Origin of the sequence: Acidithiobacillus albertensis, assembly GCF_001931655.1 — a bacterium.
Classification (GTDB): Bacteria; Pseudomonadota; Gammaproteobacteria; order Acidithiobacillales; family Acidithiobacillaceae; genus Acidithiobacillus; species Acidithiobacillus thiooxidans.
In genome coordinates this window covers 259,253-273,326 of record NZ_MOAD01000001.1, presented here as the reverse complement: position 1 = coordinate 273,326, position 14,074 = coordinate 259,253, and the positions used below count along the sequence as shown (strand labels likewise).

13 protein-coding genes are annotated in these 14,074 nt (G+C 57.7%); all 13 read left to right on the top strand.

Annotated features, from left to right (window positions below; all coding sequences use genetic code 11):
- Positions 1-2: 2 nt before the first annotated feature.
- The gene (gene rsmH / locus BLW97_RS01375) at positions 3-956 is read left to right on the top strand and encodes a 16S rRNA (cytosine(1402)-N(4))-methyltransferase RsmH (protein WP_075322096.1); all 954 of its coding nucleotides are present in this window, start codon (positions 3-5) and stop codon (positions 954-956) included.
- A complete protein-coding gene (ftsL, locus tag BLW97_RS01370; RefSeq protein ID WP_024893343.1) occupies positions 946-1,209 on the top strand; it encodes a cell division protein FtsL in 264 nt (87 codons plus the stop codon). The genes rsmH and ftsL overlap by 11 nt, the downstream gene beginning before the upstream one ends.
- Positions 1,206-2,984: a peptidoglycan D,D-transpeptidase FtsI family protein gene (locus BLW97_RS01365; RefSeq protein WP_075322095.1), complete on the top strand. Its 1,779-nt coding sequence runs from the start codon at positions 1,206-1,208 to the stop codon at positions 2,982-2,984. The genes ftsL and BLW97_RS01365 overlap by 4 nt, the downstream gene beginning before the upstream one ends.
- Positions 2,971-4,422 (top strand): UDP-N-acetylmuramoyl-L-alanyl-D-glutamate--2,6-diaminopimelate ligase, encoded by a 1,452-nt coding sequence (locus tag BLW97_RS01360; protein ID WP_075322094.1) that lies wholly within the window; start codon positions 2,971-2,973, stop codon positions 4,420-4,422. Before BLW97_RS01365 ends, BLW97_RS01360 begins: the two co-directional genes overlap by 14 nt.
- Positions 4,419-5,771: a UDP-N-acetylmuramoyl-tripeptide--D-alanyl-D-alanine ligase gene (locus tag BLW97_RS01355; RefSeq protein ID WP_075322093.1), complete on the top strand. Its 1,353-nt coding sequence runs from the start codon at positions 4,419-4,421 to the stop codon at positions 5,769-5,771. The genes BLW97_RS01360 and BLW97_RS01355 overlap by 4 nt, the downstream gene beginning before the upstream one ends.
- The gene (mraY, locus tag BLW97_RS01350; RefSeq protein ID WP_010641233.1) at positions 5,771-6,853 is read left to right on the top strand and encodes a phospho-N-acetylmuramoyl-pentapeptide-transferase; all 1,083 of its coding nucleotides are present in this window, start codon (positions 5,771-5,773) and stop codon (positions 6,851-6,853) included. Before BLW97_RS01355 ends, mraY begins: the two co-directional genes overlap by 1 nt.
- Before the next feature lies 1 nt (position 6,854).
- Positions 6,855-8,204, top strand: a complete 1,350-nt coding sequence (murD, locus tag BLW97_RS01345) for a UDP-N-acetylmuramoyl-L-alanine--D-glutamate ligase (RefSeq protein WP_075322092.1) — start codon at positions 6,855-6,857, stop codon at positions 8,202-8,204.
- Entirely contained in the window at positions 8,201-9,376 is a 1,176-nt protein-coding gene (gene ftsW, locus BLW97_RS01340; protein ID WP_075322091.1) for a putative lipid II flippase FtsW, read from the top strand. The genes murD and ftsW overlap by 4 nt, the downstream gene beginning before the upstream one ends.
- Entirely contained in the window at positions 9,369-10,451 is a 1,083-nt protein-coding gene (gene murG / locus BLW97_RS01335) for an undecaprenyldiphospho-muramoylpentapeptide beta-N-acetylglucosaminyltransferase (RefSeq protein ID WP_075322090.1), read from the top strand. The genes ftsW and murG overlap by 8 nt, the downstream gene beginning before the upstream one ends.
- Positions 10,444-11,838, top strand: a complete 1,395-nt coding sequence (murC, locus tag BLW97_RS01330; protein WP_075322089.1) for a UDP-N-acetylmuramate--L-alanine ligase — start codon at positions 10,444-10,446, stop codon at positions 11,836-11,838. Before murG ends, murC begins: the two co-directional genes overlap by 8 nt.
- Positions 11,835-12,722 carry a UDP-N-acetylmuramate dehydrogenase gene (gene murB, locus BLW97_RS01325; RefSeq protein WP_075322088.1) on the top strand — a complete coding sequence of 296 codons (888 nt, stop codon included), beginning with the start codon at positions 11,835-11,837 and terminating at the stop codon, positions 12,720-12,722. The genes murC and murB overlap by 4 nt, the downstream gene beginning before the upstream one ends.
- Positions 12,715-13,641, top strand: coding sequence for a D-alanine--D-alanine ligase (locus BLW97_RS01320; RefSeq protein WP_075322087.1), 927 nt, complete (start codon positions 12,715-12,717; stop codon positions 13,639-13,641). Before murB ends, BLW97_RS01320 begins: the two co-directional genes overlap by 8 nt.
- Positions 13,634-14,074 (top strand): cell division protein FtsQ/DivIB (locus tag BLW97_RS01315; protein WP_143214897.1); only part of this gene is annotated, 441 nt, incomplete at its 3' end. The genes BLW97_RS01320 and BLW97_RS01315, both read left to right, overlap by 8 nt.

Below are 14,074 nucleotides of genomic sequence, written 5' to 3'. Positions count from 1 at the left end.
ACATGCCCGCGTCCGGATCTCACATTACGGTACTTCTGCAGGAAAGCGTCGCCATGCTCCAACCCGCCCTCAGCGAGGGCTCAGCCAGACGTTGTGTGGATGTGACCGGAGGACGTGGCGGGCATAGTGCGGCATTGCTGGAAAAGCTTCAGCATCAGGATATGCTATTGATTCTGGACCGCGACCCCAGCGCCATCGCGGCACTGCAAGACCGCTTTGCCGACGATGAGCGGGTACTGATCCGCCAGGCACGCTTCAGTGAAATCCGCAGCGTTTTGGAAAGTCTTGGCTGGGAATCCGTGGATGCGATTCTCGCCGATCTGGGTGTCTCTTCTCCGCAACTCGACGAAGCCGAACGTGGCTTCAGCTTCCTCCGTGACGGTCCTCTGGACATGCGCATGGATCCCGGCAGCGGCATCAGTGCCGCCGAATGGCTGAACGGTGCTCCTGAAACAGAAATCCGCCAGGTACTGAAAAACTACGGTGAAGAACGATTTGCCCGCGCCATTGCCCGCAAAATCGTCAAATATCGCGAGCGGACCCCTTTGCAGCGAACCAGTCAGCTTGCCGAACTCATCGCCGAGGTCATTCCCCGTCACGACTCCGGATTGAATCCAGCAACGCGCAGTTTTCAAGGCATTCGTATTTTTATCAACCATGAACTGGAAGAGCTGGAACTGTTTCTTCCCGAGGCCATGGAGGTACTGCGTGCTGGCGGACGCCTGGCTATCATCAGCTTTCATTCACTGGAAGATCGCATGGTCAAACGCTTTTTCCGGGCAGATGCTTTTCGGGTCAGCAGCGACCTGCCCTTGCGCGCAGCGGAAATCCCACCCTTACCATGGTCCGCCGTCGGCAAGGCCATTCATGCCAGTACGGAAGAAATTCAGATGAACCCCCGTTCCCGTTCAGCGGTACTCAGAGTGGCCGAAAGGAGTGAACGTCATGCGGCGTAATACGGTAATTCTCGCCATTCTCATCATGGTAACGCTGCTCGGTATAGTAGCTGCACGGGAAAGCACCCGAAGCCAGTTTATTGCCTTGCAGGAAGCACAGGCGAAACATTTTGCCCTGGATAATCGCTGGGGACAGCTGCAACTGGAGCAGGCCACACTCGCCTCCAATGCGCGGGTCGGGGATATCGCCCGGCAGAAGCTGGGCTTGAGCGCCCCCAAAAACAGTCAGATTGTCATGGTGAAAGCGCAGTGACCCGGACTTCTGCCTATCCGGCCAAAATCCCCGCACGCCCATTACCGGCGTGGCGGGCGACGGCCGTTTGGGCAACCGTAACACTCGCCTTTGCTGCAGTCATGGCTCAGGCCTGGCGTGCCCAGGTGGAACATGGTCCATTTTTACGCGACCAGGGAGCCCAACGCTATTTGCGTCATTTTCCGTTGCCGGTGCAACGCGGACCCATTGTTGATCGCGATGGCAAGCCACTGGCTTTGTCCGTACCAGTCAAAACCCTCTGGGTAGATCCGCAAGTATTCACCCACCAGGAAAATCAATGGCCGCTTGTGGCTTCCGCCCTGGGAATCAGCGTCAACGAACTCGATGCCCGTGTCCATGCGGGTGGTAGCCACTTTGCCTTTATCGCCCGCCAGATCAGTCCCGAACGAGCCGAAAAAATATCGGCACTGCATATTTCCGGCCTGCATAGCCTCACCGAGAATCGCCGTTATTATCCTGCCGGAAGCATTGCGGCCCCACTGATTGGCTTTACCAATGTAGATGGTAAAGGCATTGAAGGATTGGAGTTGACCTATAACCAGTGGTTAACCGGCAAGGCGGGGGAAGAAACCGGGTTGCGTGACAATTACGGCCACCCGCTGAGCCTGCACGGCCCAGCCCGTTCTGCCCAGCCCGGCAAAGTCCTGACTTTGAGCATTGACCGCAATCTCCAGTATGTGGCTTACACCGCTCTGGCCTCGGCCGTACAACGCTTCCAGGCCCGATCCGGGGCAGCGGTGCTCATGAATGCCCGGACCGGTGAAGTGCTGGCCATGGTCAGTTATCCTGCTTTCAACCCCAATGATCGCCACGATTATCAGGCTGGTCTTTATAATAATCGGGCTGTGGCCGACACCTTTGAACCCGGTTCCGTGATGAAACCCTTCACCATTGCAGCGGCACTGGACGATAACAGTATCCAGCCCGACAGTACTTTCAACGTCAACACCAACTGTTTTCGAGTTGCGCGTTTCTGTATCCAGGATGATGTCCGTCACAGCAATCTGGATCTGGCGCAAGTCCTTAAATATTCAAGCAACATCGGGGCCGCAAAAATATCATTGCGCACCCCTCCGGCGGATCTTTTTCAAATGCTCCATCAGGCTGGCTTTGGACAAGGCAGCGGCCTCGGGCTCCCCGGAGAAAGTCCGGGGACGCTGCCGGCCTGGCAGGGTTGGGATATTGCCCGCAGAGCGGCGATGGCTTACGGATATGGTTTATCGGTAACTCCCCTGCAACTGGCGGCCGCTTATGCGGCCATTGCCAATCAAGGTGTGTATATAGCACCCACCCTGATCCGCCAGGATACCCGCTCAGTAAACGGGATCCGGATTATGCCTGCAAGCACTGCCGCACGACTGAGCCGATGGCTGAGTGGCGTTACCAGTCCGGGCGGTACCGGCTTTCTGGCCAGCATCCCGGGTTACAGGGTGGCGGGCAAAACCGGAACTTCCATCATGGCCAACGGTAAAGGTGGCTTCCATAAAAACCAGGTAAACACCAGTTTCGTGGGCTTTGCCCCTGCTCAGGATCCGCGCCTGGTGATGGCTGTCGTGGTCCGCGCCCCGACCCAGGGATGGCGCTATGGTGGAGTCGTGGCGGCACCGGTATTTCGGGTGACCATGGCAGCTGCCCTGCAAAGCATGGGCATTCAACCAGACCCGAGCCTTTTGAAAACCACTGCCGAATATCCATACCGCACTGTCACCGAGGCCCAGCAGTGGGCAGAAGGAGCGGGTGATGCAGCGCACTGAACCCCTATCCCGGCTATTTGATGCCGTACCTGACGCCTTCAGGGAACTGGCTGTAACCGGCATCGAAACAGATACCCGCCGCTTGCAGCCGGGCATGCTCTACGTGGGATTACACAATCATCGTGGCGATGCCGATCAGTTTCTGGCAGAAGCCTGGAAGGCGGGGGCCGTGGCCGCCGTGCTGGAAGCCGGGCACGAAGCCGTCATTCCGCAAGTCAATGGCCCTGCCTGCTGGCAGACTCCCGACCTTCGCGACAAGCTCGGCCAGGCCTTGCGCCGTTGGCATCGCTGGGATGAAGGAGCAGCACCGCTATTGATCGGCGTCACCGGCACCAATGGCAAAAGCAGCGTCACCCGGCTGATTGCCGAACTCGCCCCCCAACCGGCCATGATTATCGGAACCTTGGGCTCCGGGCCGGTTGATGCCCTCGTCCCCCATGCCAACACCACCCCGGAAGCCGTTCGACTCTGGGAGACGCTGGCCTCGCTCCGGGATCGGGGGGCCAAGGTCATCGCGCTGGAAGCTTCCTCCCATGCCCTGGCCCTGGGCCGGGTAGCTGCCGTCCCATTTGCTGCGGCCGTGTTTACCAATCTCAGTCGTGATCATCTCGATTTTCACGGCGACATGGATCAATACGGCGCTGCCAAAGCCCGTCTGTTCAAATTTCCCGATCTGAAACTGGCCGTACTGAATCGGGATGATCCCTTTTCTGCACAAATTGCGCAGCAAATCGATCCCTCCGTCAATGTTCTGGGTTTTGGATCGGGGGCCTGGGATTTTCAGGTCCGAGAAATACATGCCGGGGCCAGTGGTACGCTCCTGACCCTGGGTACACCGGAAGGTCTGCGGCAATTACGTAGTCCGCTCCTCGGGCAGAGCAATGTCGAAAACCTCCTGGCCGCCCTGGCCGTCGCCCATGGGATGGGCTGGAAAGTCAGTGACGCAGACGTTCACCATCTAGATTTGCCCGAGGGACGTTATCAGCGCCTGCCGGCAATATCCGGCAAGGCACAGGTCATGATCGACTACGCGCATACTCCGGATGCATTGGAACGGGTTTTGAAGGACATACGTGCCGTCGCCAAAGGACAGGTCCATGTGCTTTTCGGCTGCGGCGGCGATCGGGATCGGGGAAAACGTCCGGAAATGGGAAAAGTTGCCGAACTTCTGGCCGACCGGGTCACGCTTACAGATGATAATCCCCGCAGTGAAAATGCCGATGACATTATCCGCGACATTCTCGCGGGCATGCAGCACCCTGAAGCCATCGAGGTCATTCATGATCGGGCAGCAGCCATCCACCAGGCCATCCACCAGGCCCAAAGTGGGGATTGGGTGTTGATTGCCGGTAAAGGACATGAACGCACCCAGGAAATCATGGGTCAGAAAACTCCGTTTCATGACCAACAGGTAGCGATGGAGGCACTGCGCCCATGATGCGCTACTCCCTCAACGAAATAGCCCGCATCACCGGTGGCCAGCTTCTGCCTGGCAGCCAGGGAAAGGACGAAATACACGGCATTGCCACGGACAGTCGCCAACCAATGATTGGCAAACTGTTTGTTGCACTGACCGGAGAACACTTTGATGGGAACGACTTTGTTCCGGCAGCTTTAGCCCAGGGCGCGGCCGCCGTACTCAGCAACCGTCAGGTGGATGCGCCCGGAGTAGTGGTCAAGGACACTTTGCAAAGCTTGCAAAGCCTGGCACAGCATTGGCGCCAGCGTTTCAACATACCGGTGCTGGCGGTTACCGGCTCCTGTGGCAAAACCACGGTCAAGGAAGTCCTGACAGCCATTCTCGCCGAAAGCGGCCCCGTACTGGCCACTCAAGGCAATCAGAACAACCATATTGGCGTGCCCCTGACCCTGGCAAGACTGGGGGCGGAACATCGTTATGCGGTACTGGAAATGGGCATGAACCATCCCGGCGAACTCGCCCTGCTCAGCGCACTGGCCAAACCAACGTTGGCCCTCATCAACAATGCCGGCCCCGCCCATCTGGCGGGACTCGGAACTGTGGCTGCCGTCGCGGCGGCCAAGGGCGAAATTCTCTCGGGACTGGACAATCGTGGCATCAGCATTTTGAATGGTGACGATCAATTTGCCGACTTCTGGGCAGAAAAAGCTCCGGGCGAAGTGTGGCGCTTCAGTCTGAACAACCTCCCGGTACGCGTCCGTGGACATTGGCAGGATCGTTCAGGAAGCAGCGGCCAACTGGATGTACGCGCCCCCCAGGGCGAATTCACCCTCGAAGTCCCGCTCCCGGGAAAACATAATGGTGCCAATGTCCTGGCTGCCGTCACCGCCGCACTGGCCCTGGATATCAGCATCCCTCAGATTCAGCGTGCTGTGGCCGCGTTGGAAGCCATCCCCGGGCGCTTGCAATGGCGCAACGGAAGGGGCGGCTGCCGGGTTCTGGATGACACCTACAACGCCAATCCAGCTTCATTAGAGGCCGCATTACGTGTTCTTGCCGCCCAATCCGGCCAGCGTATTCTCATACTCGGAGATATGGGTGAACTGGGTCCCGATACGGTAGTTTATCACCGGCAGGCAGGAATTCTGGCCCAACAGCTGGGCATTGATGCGGTTTACGGACTGGGACAACTGGCTGCCGAAGCCGCCGAAGCGTTTGCAGCCGGTACAGAGCATTTTATGGAACTGCCCCCCCTGATTGATGCTCTGCAGCCCCATCTCAATCCGGAAACGGTGGTGCTGGTAAAAGGTTCCAGAGCCGCACACATGGAACGTGTCGTTCAGGCACTCGTGGCTGGAGACGCCTGATGCTCTACGCACTATTCATGCAACTCGGCCATATATACCACGGTTTTTACGTGTTTCAGTATCTGACCCTACGGGGCGTACTAGCGATACTGACCGCGCTAGTCCTCTCCCTGGTTATTGGCCCCTTTTTCATTGCCCGTCTGCGCTATTACAAAATCGGGCAGATGGTGCGCAATGATGGGCCGGAAACCCACTTCAGCAAACAGGGGACGCCGACCATGGGCGGGGCCCTGATTCTGCTGATTGTCATCATTACCACCCTGCTCTGGTCAGATTTGCGCAATCCTTTGGTCTGGGTGGCGGTCATCACTACTTTTGCCTTTGGCGCCATAGGTTTTATTGACGACTGGCGCAAGCTGCGGCGTAAAAACACCAAAGGTTTATCCGCCCGCGCCAAATATGGTTTGCAGTCCTTGTTTGCCCTGGCTGCAGCTGGAGTATTGTATGGACTGGCCAATAAGCCCGTAGAAACCAGCCTGATTATTCCTTTTGTACCGCATGTCCTGATTCCCTTGGGGTTCGGCTTTATCATTTTCAGCTACTTCGTTATTGTCGGCACCTCCAACGCCGTCAATTTGACTGATGGCCTGGACGGGCTGGCCATCGTCCCAACCGTCATGGTGGCTGCAGCCCTGGGAATATTTGCTTATGTTTCAGGAAATTCTGTATTCGCCCATTACCTGGATCTGCCCTGGGTGCCGGGTTCCGGACAAATGCTGATTTTCTGCGGATCACTGGTTGGTGCCGGGCTCGGCTTTCTCTGGTTCAACACCTATCCGGCCGAAGTATTCATGGGCGATACCGGCGCACTGGCCCTCGGTGCCGCCCTGGCCATTGTCGCCATCATCGCCAGACAAGAATTGGTATTGGTCATCATGGGTGGGGTTTTTGTCATGGAAACCCTGTCGGTGATGATTCAGGTGGCCTCCTTCAAGCTGACGGGCAAACGGGTGTTTCGCATGGCACCCATTCATCATCATTTCGAGAAAAAAGGCTGGCCAGAGCCACGGGTAGCCGTGCGTTTCTGGATTATCACCGTGATTCTCGTGCTCATCGGCCTTTCCAGTTTGAAGATCCGCTGACATGAAACTCAACGGCAAAAAGGTATTCGTCCTCGGCTTCGGCAAAACCGGACAATCTCTCCTGAAAACCGCCCTGCGCCTGGGTGGACATTGTCAGGTGGCGGATACCCGCCACCTGGAAAATGCTGACACCCTCCGTACGCAATATCCCGAAGTCACTTTTCATTTCGGGGCGCTTCCTGAAAATCTGCTTCTGGACAGCGATCTGATTCTGCTCAGCCCCGGTCTTGCCCCTGCCCTGCCTGCCTTACAGAAGGCCAAACAGGCGGGAATCACCGTCATGGGTGATATTGAATTATTTGCACTGCTAGCCTCTGCACCCATCATTGCCATCACCGGCAGTAATGGTAAAAGCACTGTTACCACGCTAGTCAGCGAAATTGCCCGAAAAGCCGGGATAATGGTTGCGACTGGTGGCAACCTGGGGACTCCGGCACTGGAGTTATTACCAGAATCTGGCCCTGAACCGGCCTGGTATATCCTCGAACTCTCCAGCTTTCAGCTGGATGCCTGTACGACTTTTCGACCCCGGGTGGCTGCCATTCTGAACCTCAGTCCCGACCATCTGGACTGGCATGGTGACTACACGCAGTACGGGGCCGCCAAAGCCCGGATTTTTCAGAATATGAATGCCGGTGATGTCCTGGTTTTGAACGGCGAAGATGCCTTTACGTCGAGCTTGCCCGGGCAAGTCCCAGACTCCGTGGCCATCCGTTGCTTTGCTGTTCATGATGAGCGCAGTGATGCCTATGTACTGAATGACCGGCTCACGCTGCGCAACAGCGGAGCCCTGCTTCCCGCAGCCGATCTGCGTATGCAGGGCGGACACAATATCGAAAACGCCCTGGCCGCAGCGCTCCTGGCCGAAGCGGCCCAATTTCCACTTGCTGCCATTCAGGAAGTGTTTTGCCAGTTTTCCGGTCTCCCACACCGACTGGCCTGGGTCGCCGAATATCAGGGGGTCAATTATTACGATGATTCCAAGGGAACCAATCTGGGTGCCACGCTCAAAGCCATGAGCGGCTTATCCGGACCGTTGGTGATGATTCTCGGTGGCGATGCCAAGGGCGCGGATCTCAGTCCGTTGCAGCAAGCCTGCCGTGATCAGCGCGCCGCTGTTGTACTCGGCAAGGATGCCAAAAAAATCGCGCAAATGCTTGAAAATGTCATTCCGGTAGATTACGCCGACAGCATGCAGGATGCGGTTCTTAAAGCCGCATCCAGAGCCATGCCCGGAGATCAGGTTCTGCTTTCACCAGCCTGCGCCAGTACCGATATGTTCCGGGATTATCAGGATCGGGGGCAGCAGTTCACTGCAGTTGTCCAGAAACTGGCTGGAGGGAAATCATGAAACGTCCAAGCTGGTGGCTGGCCGAAAACGGCCCGGCAGATACCATTCTGTGGTGGATCATTCTGGTACTACTGGGTTTTGGTCTGATCATGGTGTATTCCGCCAGCGCGCCCATTGCCCAGCATGAAACCGGTAATCCGTTCTTTTTTGCCGAACGTCAGGGCCTTTATGTCATTCTGGCCGCCGCCGTATTGTACTATTTTAGCCGTATTGATCTCGACTTCTGGGAACGCATGACCTTTCCCCTCATGATCATTTCCCTGATCGCCCTGGTGATGGTGTTTTTGCCGGTCATCGGCGTTGCCGTCAACGGCTCACATCGCTGGATCAATTTCATCATTGTCCGCCTGCAGCCTTCAGAACTGCTGAAATTTGCCCTGCTCTTATTCCTCGCACGTTATGTGGTGCGCAAAGGCGAGCTCCTCGGCAAATTCAAGGAAGGACTCTGGCCGATTTTTGTGGTGCTGGGGTTGCTGGGGTTGCTGCTGTTACTACAACCCGATTTTGGCTCATTTGCGATGGTGGTACTGCTCACTGGCGTCATGTTGTTCCTGGGCGGATTACCCATTACTTACGTTCTACTGGCAGGCATTGTTGCCGGTGGCGCGTTGGGAATTCTTGCCGTATCAGCCCCCTACCGGCTTGCCCGCATCACCGCTTTCCAGAATCCCTGGGCAGATCCCTACGGAGCGGGTTTTCAGTTGGTACAGTCCCTGATTGCCTTTGGCCGGGGTGGTATTTTCGGGGTCGGCCTCGGCGATGGCATCATGAAATACTTTTATCTGCCAGAATCCTATACGGATTTCATTCTGGCAGTGATCGGCGAAGAGTTGGGCATGATCGGGGTATGGGCACTGGCCATTTTCTACAGTGTGGCCTGCTGGCGTATTTATCGGATCGGACGCCGCGCTGCTGCCGCCGGAGATGCTTTTTTTGCCCTGTTCTGCTATGGCACGCTGACCTGGTTCGGCGGTGAGGCGGTCATGTCCATGGGCGTCAACCTTGGCGCTCTTCCTACCAAGGGTTTTGCCCTGCCACTAATCAGTTACGGCGGTAGTGCGCTGGTATTTCTCTGTGCCTCTCTGGGTGTCGTTCTGGCTGTCAGCCGTCGTTATCCAGCGCTTTCTGCTCAACAAACAGACCAGATGCAGAAGGAGGCACAGCATGGCTGAACGCGTCCTCATTGCTGCAGGCGGTACTGGCGGGCACGTATTTCCGGCTCTCGCGGTCGCCGACATGTTACGCGATCAGGGTGTGGAAGTGGCCTTTGCCGGAACCGTTGCCGGGATGGAGGCGCGCCTGGTCCCAGAACGCGGCTATCCCCTGCATACCATCGACATGCAAGGTGTTCGCGGAAAAGGCGTGGGACGCTGGTTGCGCATGCCCTGGCGGGTCAGCAAGGCCGTTGTTCAGGCCCGGAAAATCATTCAACAAACCCACAGCCAGGCCGTGCTGGGTATGGGCGGCTACGTGACGGCCCCCGTAGGCCTGGCGGCCTGGAGCATGGGTTGTCCACTGTGCCTGCACGAGCAGAATGCCATCGCCGGGCTGAGCAACCGTCTGCTGGCCCCCCTGGCCAAACATGTTTTTCTGGGATTTCCCGGGGCGCGCTTGCCCGGGGGTGAATGGGTCGGTAACCCGGTACGCCGCAGTATCCGCGAACTCCCCATGCCGCAGGAGCGCTTCGCCAGTCATCAGGGGCCTGCACGTTTATTGATTATGGGCGGCAGCCAGGGAGCCAAGGCGCTGAATAGCGTCAGTGTCGCCGCCATAGCAGCCATGCCCACGGAACAACGCCCACAAATCTGGCACCAGACCGGCAAGGATCATTGCGAAAGCACCCGAGCCGAATATGCGGCGGCAGGTATCGACGCCCGCGTTGAGCCTTTTATCCCGGATATCAGTGTCGCGTTGGACTGGGCGGATCTGGCGCTATGCCGCGCTGGCGCTGCAACTGTTGCCGAACTGGCAGCGGCAGGGCTGGGAGCCATTCTCGTACCTTTTCCCTTTGCCGTGGATGATCATCAGGCAGCCAACGCGCAGTTTCTGGAAAGCGCTGGAGCCGCGCGAATGCTTCGCCAGGAAAACCTCCATGCCCGGGAATTGCGGGATATTCTCAGCCCCCTGCTCAACGATCCGGCTTTACGCCTGCGCTGGGCAGAAGCGGCCAGACAACAAAGCCGGGGGGATGCCGCTGCAGCCGTCGCCCGAATTTGTATGCACCCCGAAGGAGTAAGCCATGCGTAACTGGGTCAGACAGATTCATATGGTCGGAATAGGTGGCAGCGGCATGCGTGGTATTGCCGAGGTTCTGCTTAATCTTGGCTATGCTGTTTCCGGTTCTGATTTGCAGCCAGGCAGTTCGACCCTGCGCCTTACTGATCTGGGTGCGCGGATTTTCTCGGGTCACGAAGCCGCCAATGTGCGCGGCACTGATGTCGTCGTGATTTCTTCGGCCATTCCCGACAGCAATCCAGAAGTACAGGCAGCCCGGGAATCACGTATTCCCGTGATTCGGCGCGCCGAAATGCTGGCCGAGTTGATGCGCTTCAAACAGGGCATCGCCATTGCCGGAACCCACGGCAAAACGACCACAACCAGCCTGGTCGCCAGTATTCTCGGCGCAGCCGGTCTGGATCCCACTTTTGTGATTGGTGGTCGGTTGAAAAGTGCCGGCGCCCATGCCGCCCTGGGTAGCGGTGAATACCTGGTAGCGGAAGCCGATGAATCGGACGCCTCCTTTTTGTATCTTGCTCCGGTCATGGCCGTCGTCACCAATATTGATGCCGACCACATGGAAACCTATGGCGACAGTCTCGATAATTTGCGCAATGCCTTTTTGCAGTTTCTGCAGCGCCTGCCTTTCTATGGTCTTGCCGTTCTTTGTACGGACGAACCCACGGTCGCCGGCCTGATTCCGGAATTACGCACGCCGGTGCTGCGTTATGGATTCGGTGCAGATACGGACCTGCAGGCCCGTAATGTGACCGTCCAGGGAGTGGGCAGTCACTTTGAGGTCTGGCGGCGGGTGGATAATGACTATGTGCACTGGCTGGATGTAGAGCTGGGGATTCCCGGACAACACAACGTCCTCAATGCCCTTGCCGCCATCGGCATTGCCAGCAAGGTCGGGGTGAGCGAACAGACCATTCGCAGTGCCCTGGCTGATTTTCGCGGGGTAGGTAGACGCTTCGAACAGGTCGGCGAGTTTGCCGGCATCACCATTGTTGACGATTATGGTCACCACCCCCGCGAACTGAGCGCCACCATCAGCGCCGCCCGGGCCGTATGGCCTGATCGCCCTCTGGTAGTCGCCTTTCAACCCCATCGCTATAGCCGAACCCAGACCTTGTTTGGCGATTTTGTCCACAGTCTGGCCCAGGCCGATCTGGTCATACTCACCGATATTTACAGTGCGGGCGAAAAAGCCTTACCCGGAGTCAGCAGTCAGGCACTCAGCGCGGCCATGCGTGCCCAGGGAATAAGCGTTCACTATTTACCGGAGCTGCTCAATGCCCCCGCGCAGATTCGCGCACTACTGCCTGCGAACGCGGTGCTACTCACCATGGGCGCTGGCAGCATTGCCCGTCTGGCGGGTCAATGGGCCGAAGTATTTGCGGAGGCCACCCCATGATGCCGGTCATTGGTGGCCGCCTGCGCCTGGGAGAATCCATGCAACGCCATACCAGCTGGCGGGTTGGAGGACCGGCTGATCGCTTCTATCTACCCGGCACCCTGGAGGATCTGCAAGGATTTTTAAGACATTTTGCGGTTCCTCCGCTCACCTGGATAGGGTTGGGCAGTAATGTGCTGGTGCGCGATGCCGGACTGCGCGGGACCACCATCTGCCTCGCCAATACCCTGGATCAGATCGTTTTGGCAGAAAATGATCTGCTGCGGGTCGGCGCCGGTGCGGGTGCGGTAAAAATTGCCCATTTTGCGGCCAAGGCAGGACTTGCCGGCGCAGAGTTTCTGGCGGGTATTCCCGGCACATTGGGAGGCTGCCTGAGCATGAATGCCGGCGCCCACGGAGGCGATACCTGGAGTCTGGTGGAATGGGTGGAAGTCATGCATCCCCATGGTGAAATCCAGCGTCTTGCTCCTCAGGATTTCCAGATTGGCTATCGGGAAGTGCACGGCCATGGTGACGCCTGCTTTGTTGCGGCCGGACTCCGCCTGATTCCCGAGGAAAGTACGGCAGTCATGCAACGCTTGCGCGCCTGGCAGGAGAAACGCGCCGCCACTCAGCCTCTCGAATGGCCCAGTTGTGGTTCGGTGTTCCGTAACCCGACGGGTGACCACGCGGCTCGCTTGATTGAAGCGGCCGGGTTAAAGGGAAAAGCCCGTGGGCAGGCCGAAGTCAGCAGCCAGCATGCCAATTTCATCATCAACCGGGGACATGCCCGGGCCGCTGACATTGAGGCCCTGGTGGAAGAAGTACAAACACAAGTCCAGCAACAGTTCGGCATCAGGCTGCAAGCTGAAATGCGTATTCTGGGGGAGGCGAAGCATGGCTGAATCCATCCGCACAGCCGTCCTTTACGGTGGTCCCTCTGGCGAACGCGAGGTGTCATTGCTGAGTGCTGCGGCAGTCCTTGATGCACTGCGCAGCAGTGGCATGGAAGTGGTAGGCATCGATATCGAACCGGCACGTCTGCAACAGCAGTTGCAGGATGAACGCGTCCGTTTCGCCTTCAATGTCTGCCATGGCGCCATCGGCGAGGATGGCCTCCTCCAGGCCGTCCTTGAAACCCTTGCCATTCCCTACACCGGGAGCGGCGTCTTGAGTTCGGCACTGGCCATGGACAAGTGGCGTTCCAAGCAGATCTGGAAAGCCGCCGGCCTCCCCGTAACGGAAGGGATTCTGATGCGGCGTCACGATCAGCGGCCTGATCTCGCGGCAAACTCCACCTGGCCGATTTATATCAAACCCAATCATGGTGGTTCCAGCCTCGGGGTCAGCCGGGTGAATGGGCCGGAAGAACTGGATAAAGCCATAACGGATGCTTTTGCTCTCGAAGATGAAATTCTCTGCGAAGCCGCTGTCATTGGTCATGAAGCCACGGTCGGCATTGTCGATGGTAAAGCCCTTCCACCCATTGTCATTGAAACCCCGCACGCCTTTTATGACTACGATGCCAAATATCTTGCCGAGGATACCCGTTATCTGCTGCCTTCTGGACTGGGTGCCGGCAAAGATGCCGAACTGCAGGCCCTGGCTCTCCGGGCATTTGCCGAACTGGGTGGCAGAGATTGGGGCAGGGTCGATTTCATGATCAGTGCATCCGGGAAAATACATCTTCTGGAAATCAACAGTGTTCCCGGCATGACCAGCCACAGCCTCGTACCCATGGCCGCCAAAGCTGTGGGCATGGATTTCCCCGAATTATGCAAGACCATACTGCGTACGGCGCAGAGGAGAGTGAATCATGGTTAGTGTCATGCGTGATTATCGCCACGGACAACAGCCACAACGGCCAGCAGCCACCCTGAAGGAAAAACCCAAAGCCGCTCCCCGGACGGCACCCGTCAAGGCCGCTGCCAAAGCCCATAAGCCCCTGCCCTGGAAGCTTTATGGAAAGGTCCTTGCGGGTGGACTGAGTATCAGCATTCTCGCCTGGGGAGGATGGTCCGGATGGCAATGGCTCCAGCAACCCTCCCTGATGCCCATCAACACCCTGACCATTACCGGCAGTTCTCCCAAAATTCCTCTGGCCGAAATCAACACGGTTCTCAAGCCCTATGCGGCGCGTGGCTTTCTGTGGGCGAACCCCGAACAAATCCGCCATTCTCTGGATGCCCTGCCCTGGGTCGCCGATGCCGAGGTGCGGCGGGTCTGGCCCGACCGCCTGACGGTCAATATCAAACCC